Annotated in this window: 5 protein-coding genes, 20 tRNA genes and 1 rRNA gene; all 26 read right to left on the minus strand. The window is 45.7% G+C overall.

Annotated elements, in window-relative coordinates; all coding sequences use genetic code 11:
• Positions 1–91: 91 nt before the first annotated feature.
• The 26 genes from CE058_RS00595 to rrf all read right to left on the minus strand — a co-directional run bounded on the left by CE058_RS00595 (position 92) and on the right by rrf (position 6096).
• Positions 92–652 carry a hypothetical protein gene (locus tag CE058_RS00595; protein ID WP_163139604.1) on the minus strand — a complete coding sequence of 187 codons (561 nt, stop codon included), beginning with the start codon at positions 650–652 and terminating at the stop codon, positions 92–94.
• Positions 649–1281: an SCO family protein gene (locus CE058_RS00600; protein WP_163139606.1), complete on the minus strand. Its 633-nt coding sequence runs from the start codon at positions 1279–1281 to the stop codon at positions 649–651. The genes CE058_RS00595 and CE058_RS00600 overlap by 4 nt, the downstream gene beginning before the upstream one ends.
• Before the next feature lie 60 nt (positions 1282–1341).
• Positions 1342–3036, minus strand: coding sequence for a cbb3-type cytochrome c oxidase subunit I (locus CE058_RS00605; protein ID WP_163139608.1), 1695 nt, complete (start codon positions 3034–3036; stop codon positions 1342–1344).
• Positions 3037–3050: 14 nt separating this feature from the next.
• Positions 3051–3515, minus strand: coding sequence for a cytochrome c oxidase subunit II (locus CE058_RS00610; protein WP_076263118.1), 465 nt, complete (start codon positions 3513–3515; stop codon positions 3051–3053).
• A 12-nt stretch (positions 3516–3527) separates the two neighbouring features.
• Entirely contained in the window at positions 3528–3668 is a 141-nt protein-coding gene (locus CE058_RS00615) for a cytochrome c oxidase subunit 2A (protein WP_163139610.1), read from the minus strand.
• Between the two features lie 342 nt (positions 3669–4010).
• Positions 4011–4087 (minus strand) — tRNA-Ile (locus tag CE058_RS00620).
• Positions 4088–4095: 8 nt separating this feature from the next.
• A tRNA-Gly gene (locus CE058_RS00625) sits at positions 4096–4169 on the minus strand.
• Between the two features lie 37 nt (positions 4170–4206).
• Positions 4207–4280: transfer RNA gene (locus CE058_RS00630), tRNA-Cys, on the minus strand.
• 7 nt (positions 4281–4287) lie between these two features.
• A tRNA-Gln gene (locus tag CE058_RS00635) sits at positions 4288–4362 on the minus strand.
• Between the two features lie 24 nt (positions 4363–4386).
• Positions 4387–4462: transfer RNA gene (locus tag CE058_RS00640), tRNA-His, on the minus strand.
• Between the two features lie 11 nt (positions 4463–4473).
• A tRNA-Trp gene (locus CE058_RS00645) sits at positions 4474–4547 on the minus strand.
• 7 nt (positions 4548–4554) lie between these two features.
• A tRNA-Tyr gene (locus CE058_RS00650) sits at positions 4555–4638 on the minus strand.
• Between the two features lie 22 nt (positions 4639–4660).
• A tRNA-Phe gene (locus tag CE058_RS00655) sits at positions 4661–4736 on the minus strand.
• A gap of 149 nt (positions 4737–4885) precedes the next feature.
• Positions 4886–4962, minus strand: a tRNA-Asp gene (locus CE058_RS00660).
• 3 nt (positions 4963–4965) lie between these two features.
• Positions 4966–5039 (minus strand) — tRNA-Met (locus CE058_RS00665).
• Between the two features lie 22 nt (positions 5040–5061).
• Positions 5062–5154: transfer RNA gene (locus CE058_RS00670), tRNA-Ser, on the minus strand.
• A gap of 23 nt (positions 5155–5177) precedes the next feature.
• Positions 5178–5254: transfer RNA gene (locus CE058_RS00675), tRNA-Met, on the minus strand.
• Between the two features lie 18 nt (positions 5255–5272).
• Positions 5273–5348, minus strand: a tRNA-Ala gene (locus CE058_RS00680).
• A gap of 18 nt (positions 5349–5366) precedes the next feature.
• Positions 5367–5443 (minus strand) — tRNA-Pro (locus CE058_RS00685).
• A gap of 5 nt (positions 5444–5448) precedes the next feature.
• Positions 5449–5525 (minus strand) — tRNA-Arg (locus CE058_RS00690).
• A gap of 7 nt (positions 5526–5532) precedes the next feature.
• A tRNA-Gly gene (locus tag CE058_RS00695) sits at positions 5533–5607 on the minus strand.
• A 6-nt stretch (positions 5608–5613) separates the two neighbouring features.
• Positions 5614–5698: transfer RNA gene (locus tag CE058_RS00700), tRNA-Leu, on the minus strand.
• A gap of 15 nt (positions 5699–5713) precedes the next feature.
• Positions 5714–5789: transfer RNA gene (locus CE058_RS00705), tRNA-Lys, on the minus strand.
• A gap of 12 nt (positions 5790–5801) precedes the next feature.
• Positions 5802–5877, minus strand: a tRNA-Val gene (locus tag CE058_RS00710).
• Between the two features lie 3 nt (positions 5878–5880).
• Positions 5881–5955 (minus strand) — tRNA-Glu (locus CE058_RS00715).
• A gap of 24 nt (positions 5956–5979) precedes the next feature.
• Positions 5980–6096 (minus strand): 5S ribosomal RNA (gene rrf, locus CE058_RS00720).
• Positions 6097–6321 lie beyond the last annotated feature (225 nt).

Raw genomic sequence — 6321 nt, forward strand, 5'->3', positions numbered from 1 at the left:
CATTTTAGTTCGCTCACTAATCATTACCTTACAAGCAGATAAACCAGCTGAAAATGTAAAAACTGCTCCCAGGACGGAAGCAGTCACTCTTTTACTCATATTTTGAAAAATCCATAAAATAGCTATAAATCAAGTAAACAACCATTGCAAACGCGGTTGAGATGAAACCCCAGCCGAGCGTAATCTGCTCGATAACCAAATAGTTATTGCAAAGCTGCACAGGAGACCAGATATATAGCCATCCCAGAGCTAGAAAAAGAATAGTAAAAAAGATAATAAGAGCATGCTTCCAAAATGAACTTAGCTTTGGCCAGCTGTCCCGCAATGGCACCCCGGCCAAAAATGGCAGTGAGATAAATTTAAAGACTTCTACACTTGTAAGCGTCAAAGCTTCATCCATCGTCCTTGGCAGAGACCAATACACCATAATAATTGAAAACAGCAATAGACCCGGCACTCCGTTTTCATTCCATTTTGAGAAAAACTCAGGATAACGATTCTGAAAGAACTTCGCCATAAACAATCCAGAGATCACCAGCAGGGGCATTTGCATATGCATATGGGTAATCATAATGGACTCCAGCAAATTTGCTGCAGGCGGGAGCATCAACGCAAGAAGCAGAAGTAATCCGTAAACTGGTGACTTCATCATTCTTCCCTCCCGCTGCGCATAATCTCCGTTACCCGATCAGCCGCTTCTTCAATCAAGGTGTAGTCCATGACTTCGATTAACTGTCCTTTTGGGTTCACCAGATAAAAAGCCGAGTTATGGGCAAAGTTGCCGTATTCATCCGGTATGACAATGACGCCAAACCGATCCAGCAAAGAGTCAAGCTCCTGCTGTTCCGGTATCCTCGCCATTCTCCACGTTTCTCCGTCACTGCCGAAAGCCTTACGGTAAGTATCCAATGTTTTCGGATCATCCCTCTCCGGATCAAAACTGATGCTAAGGAATTGAATGTCGTGGCCAATATACTCTTCCGGAATCCGTTTATATACTTCAGACATATTAACCTCAAGCTCGGGGCAAACCGTACCGCATGAAGTATATAAGAAAGTAATAAAAACATACTTCCCTTCAAATTCCGAGAAAGAGTAGGTCCTTCCATTATTGTCTTCAAGCGTTACATCCGGGAACTGAGGCTTTTCATCCATTAACTGATTAACCCTGGCTGTTTCAGCAGTAAAAGCCTGAAACCCATTTGTGCCAATGTAAAAAAGGACTATGCCAAACATCAGTACTAGCAAGCTTGATAAAGCCGTTCTATTTTTTAGAAACATGATTCATCACTTCCTTTTAAAAGAAAGAGATAGCCCAGCAGCCGAGCTATCTCTCATACCTTACCAGGTTTTAAATGGAGGTGAACCTGGAGGCGCATTGACAATGAAATCGACCAATGGAATGACATATGCCATGCCGACAAGGGCAATCATACACACAACCCACAATCCCCAGCGTTCTGTCCATCTAGGTGTTGGCGCTTCATCCTCTTCCACTTCCGCAATAGGGAACTCTGTGTTTCCTTTTGGCGCAAAGAACATGAGGTAAAAAACTGCGTATACCTGCATAAGGACACCAATCATTAGAAGCGTGCCACCGATTGCCAGGAAGAATAGATAAGGATCCCAGCTTAAAGCAGTTGCATTATCAAAATATGTTGAATAGGAAGTTCTTCTCGGAGATCCCAGCAAACCCACCCAGTGCATCGCACCTGACATGATGATCATACCGAGCGTCCATATAATCGTTTGAATAACTCCAAGTTTATTGATCTGCGGTGTCAGAACTCTTTTAGATACATAAGGAATGAGCCAATAGCTTAGGCCAAAGAACGTCATAACTACTGACATGCCAAGTGTTAAGTGGAAATGGCCAACGACCCACATCGTGTTATGAACTACCTGATTCAATTGGTTTGTAGTTTGAGCAATGCCGCCTGCCCCAGCAGGGATAAAAGCAGCCATTGCGATAAATGGTGCAAGGAATCTAACGTCTCCCCAAGGAAGCTTTTTGTACCAGCCAACTATGCCTTTTCCGCCTTTCCTTCTCGCTGTGCGTTCAAAGACTGCAAACATTGCATAAGCAGTCATTAATGAAGGGAAGCCAATGGCCAAACTCATAAACACGTGCATGTATTTCACAGGTTCAGAAATACCCGGGTCAATAATTTGATGGTGGAAGCCGCCGGTAATATTCATAATTACTAGTGCAATAACCACAATCCTTGTTAAGAGGTCATTCCATCTTCGGCCGCCAATAACTTTCGGCACAATGACATACCAGGCGGATACAGCTGTTAAATACCAGATGTTAACCAGCGTATGGCCGAACGCCCAGAACAGCGTGCGTGCAACCATAACATTTATTGTCTCCACCCATCCAAAAGCCCAAGGAATTATAGTGAAAACCTCAATGGCTACAGGTATGCTACCGAAGAATAAGAGAACAAATACGCCTGTTGCAAAGAAAGATAGAATCGGGATGTGCTGGCCGGGATTTCTCTTTCTCCAGCTGGCTACATTGATAAAGGCACCGAAGGCGCACATCCATACACCCAATACGATAAATACTAAGCCGATATAGAAAATGGGTGAAGCAGCCATTGGCGGATAAAAAGTATACATAACAGATGCTTCATTCATTAAAATCGGAATCACCGCTAGGACAAATCCAAAAATCTTCATCCAGAAACCAATCCAGGCCATCTTTCTGACCTTAGGAAGCAGGCCACCCAATGTATGGGATAACCCGGCATAGAAGTATCCTATTGTGAAGAACGCCGACAGTACGACTACCAGCAGAAGACCATGAGCTGTAAGAACCTGATAATAGTTCAGCCATGCTGGCAATTCGAGCATTCCAGCCCGGTTCAGGCCTTGCAGCAGTCCAAGTATTCCGCCTAGAAGGATGGCTAAGAAAGCAACAGATAAATATGATTTCGTTAATTTTCCATCCTCGAGGCTAATCCCCATAACTTTATTTGCTTTATCCTTAAAAACTTGTGTTTTTGCTGATTGCTTAATAACTGTTTCCACTGTCTATCCCCCCTTTATTTCACTGTAATGGTTGTGCTCATCATTTGATGACCCGCACCGCAGTACTCATTGCAAAGAACCAAATATTCGCCTGGCTTATCAAATTTCTGAGTGATTTTTTGTACATAACCAGGCACAACCATAGCATTTAAGTTAGTTTCGGCAACCTGGAACCCGTGAACGACATCTTTTGACGTCAATGTAAAATGAACTGTTGATCCTGCAGGCACTTCTATCTCACTCGGAGTAAAACTGAACACTTGTAGAGTCATAACTACTTCATACTCATTATCGCCAATTTTCTTAATTCCTGGCTTATCGAACGGTGCTGTTTCATCCACTTTCTGAGGATCAATTCGCTCTCCATAGCTTGGCGGCCCCATTTCAAAGGCGAATGCCTGGTAGCCAGCGATTAACATGAATCCAATAATCATTCCAAAGCTTAAAATAAGCCATACCTTTTCAGAACGATGCATCATTGTTTATCCCCCCTATATTCTGGCCATATACAGGCCGTACAAGATTAAATAAGTAACAAAGATCCCAAGCCCTACTACTGTAACTGAAAAGAACGTACCCTTTAGAGAGTTATGTTCTTTTGAACTGCTTTGGTCCACTTTTCGTGTTTCCACCTTCCATCAGCTCCTTAACTTTGTTACCTACATAATAGTTGAGAAGGGTTTTCATAAAAGTGAAATGAATCACACTTTCTTCATATTTCCTCAAAGGCAAAAGGGGGGCAATTTTAGCTAAAACACTGTAATATCAAGGGTTTTTTCCTCCTAATGGTGCTCTGGCAAGAATAACGGTTCACAAAGTATTCACAAAGTATCAACTTAGCTCCTCGCTTCCACATTCGGTATCTGCATTTACAGTAAAATAGCCTGTTCCTCTTGGAGGCAGCCGTTAAAAAAGTTTCTAAAAACAAAAAAAACTAATCCCTATTGGAATTAGTTTGATAATGGTATGTATAATGGTGGGCCTAAATGGACTCGAACCATCGACCTCACGCTTATCAGGCGTGCGCTCTAACCAGCTGAGCTATAGGCCCATATGTGTTGGAGCGGGTGAAGGGAATCGAACCCTCATCATCAGCTTGGAAGGCTGAGGTTTTACCACTAAACTACACCCGCATTTAAATTATTTTGTTATAACCATCTGTCTTTTATTTGGAGGCAACACCCGGATTTGAACCGGGGATGGAGGTTTTGCAGACCTCTGCCTTACCACTTGGCTATGCTGCCTTAAAAATGGCTGGGCTAGCAGGATTCGAACCTGCGAGTGACGGAGTCAAAGTCCGGTGCCTTACCGCTTGGCTATAGCCCAAAATTAATGCAAAAAAAAGAATAATGGGGCGATTGATGGGAATCGAACCCACGAGTGTCGGAGCCACAATCCGATGCGTTAACCACTTCGCCACAACCGCCACTATCCTACTGGCAGGGGTAGTAGGAATCGAACCCACATCAAAGGTTTTGGAGACCTTCGTTTTACCATTAAACTATACCCCTATATAAATGGTGGAGGGGGGCAGATTCGAACTGCCGAACCCGAAGGAGCGGATTTACAGTCCGCCGCGTTTAGCCACTTCGCTACCCCTCCAAGTCTGTGAAGACTAAGAAAATGGTGGCTCAGGACGGAATCGAACCGCCGACACAAGGATTTTCAGTCCTTTGCTCTACCGACTGAGCTACTGAGCCATATTAAGTTATTTTGCCTAAATAAAATTTGGCTTCGTCCTTCGTCCCGATTTATCAATCGGTACGCTAAAGTATTTCAAGGCAGCTTATTCGGTCGTGCTCTACCGACTGAGCTACTGAGCCATAAATTTATTTATATTGTAAAAAAATGGCGGTCCGGACGGGACTCGAACCCGCGACCTCCTGCGTGACAGGCAGGCATTCTAACCAACTGAACTACCGGACCAAATTGCGGGGGCAGGATTTGAACCTGCGACCTTCGGGTTATGAGCCCGACGAGCTACCGGACTGCTCCACCCCGCGACAATATTATTAAAATAAAATATGGAGGAGGAAAGGGGATTCGAACCCCTGCGCGGTTTGACCCGCCTGTCGGTTTTCAAGACCGATCCCTTCAGCCGGACTTGGGTATTCCTCCGATTTAGTAAAAGGTAATCATATTGGTAGCGGCGGAGGGGATCGAACCCCCGACCTCACGGGTATGAACCGTACGCTCTAGCCAGCTGAGCTACACCGCCGAAATGATTATATATTTATGGTGGAGCCTAGCGGGATCGAACCGCTGACCTCCTGCGTGCAAAGCAGGCGCTCTCCCAGCTGAGCTAAGGCCCCATGAAAAAGAAGTGTCGCTGGTCGGGAAGACAGGATTCGAACCTGCGACCCCTTGGTCCCAAACCAAGTGCTCTACCAAGCTGAGCTACTCCCCGTAATATGGCGCGCCCGAGAGGAGTCGAACCCCTAACCTTTTGATCCGTAGTCAAACGCTCTATCCAATTGAGCTACGGGCGCAAAATAATGGAGCGGAAGACGGGATTCGAACCCGCGACCCCCACCTTGGCAAGGTGATGTTCTACCACTGAACTACTTCCGCTTAAAATGGTGCGGGTGAAGGGAGTCGAACCCCCACGCCTTGCGGCGCCAGATCCTAAGTCTGGTGCGTCTGCCAATTCCGCCACACCCGCATTATGAAATTAAAATGGTGAGCCATGAAGGACTCGAACCTTCGACCCTCTGATTAAAAGTCAGATGCTCTACCGACTGAGCTAATGGCTCGTACTAAAGTTATGGTGGAGGATGACGGGATCGAACCGCCGACCCTCTGCTTGTAAGGCAGATGCTCTCCCAGCTGAGCTAATCCTCCAAATGGTGACCCCTACGGGATTCGAACCCGTGTTACCGCCGTGAAAGGGCGGTGTCTTAACCGCTTGACCAAGGGGCCAAATAAAGTTACCCAATCAGGGTTGCCCGGCAGCGTCCTACTCTCACAGGGGGACAGCCCCCAACTACCATCGGCGCTGAGAAGCTTAACTTCCGTGTTCGGTATGGGAACGGGTGTGACCTTCTCGCTATCGCCACCGGACTATTTGGTTTGAAGAAACTTCGTTCCCTCAAAACTAGATAATGTATGAAGAAGTGTTTGCCGAGTATTCACCAATGACTTGTCTAGCTTCGGCTCCTAACTTCTCGGCCGTTTCGATCCGTCCCTCCAAATCCCAAAACCAGGATTTGAATGGCCGGCTCTCCAACGTCTCTCGAAGTTGAACAGTCGCCTCCGCTTTTCGTTTTGGTTAAGTCCTCGATCGAT

Origin of the sequence: Bacillus sp. 22-7, assembly GCF_010628845.1 — a bacterium.
GTDB classification, from domain to species: domain Bacteria; phylum Bacillota; class Bacilli; order Bacillales; family Cytobacillaceae; genus Cytobacillus; species Cytobacillus firmus_B.

Bases quoted from the DNA above. Each gene is read 5' to 3' on its own strand.
- CE058_RS00610 (WP_076263118.1), bottom strand. From the start codon at position 3,515: ATGATGCATCGTTCTGAAAAGGTATGGCTTATTTTAAGCTTTGGAATG.
- CE058_RS00595 (WP_163139604.1), bottom strand. From the start codon at position 652: ATGATGAAGTCACCAGTTTACGGATTACTTCTGCTTCTTGCGTTGATG.
- CE058_RS00600 (WP_163139606.1), bottom strand. From the start codon at position 1,281: ATGTTTCTAAAAAATAGAACGGCTTTATCAAGCTTGCTAGTACTGATG.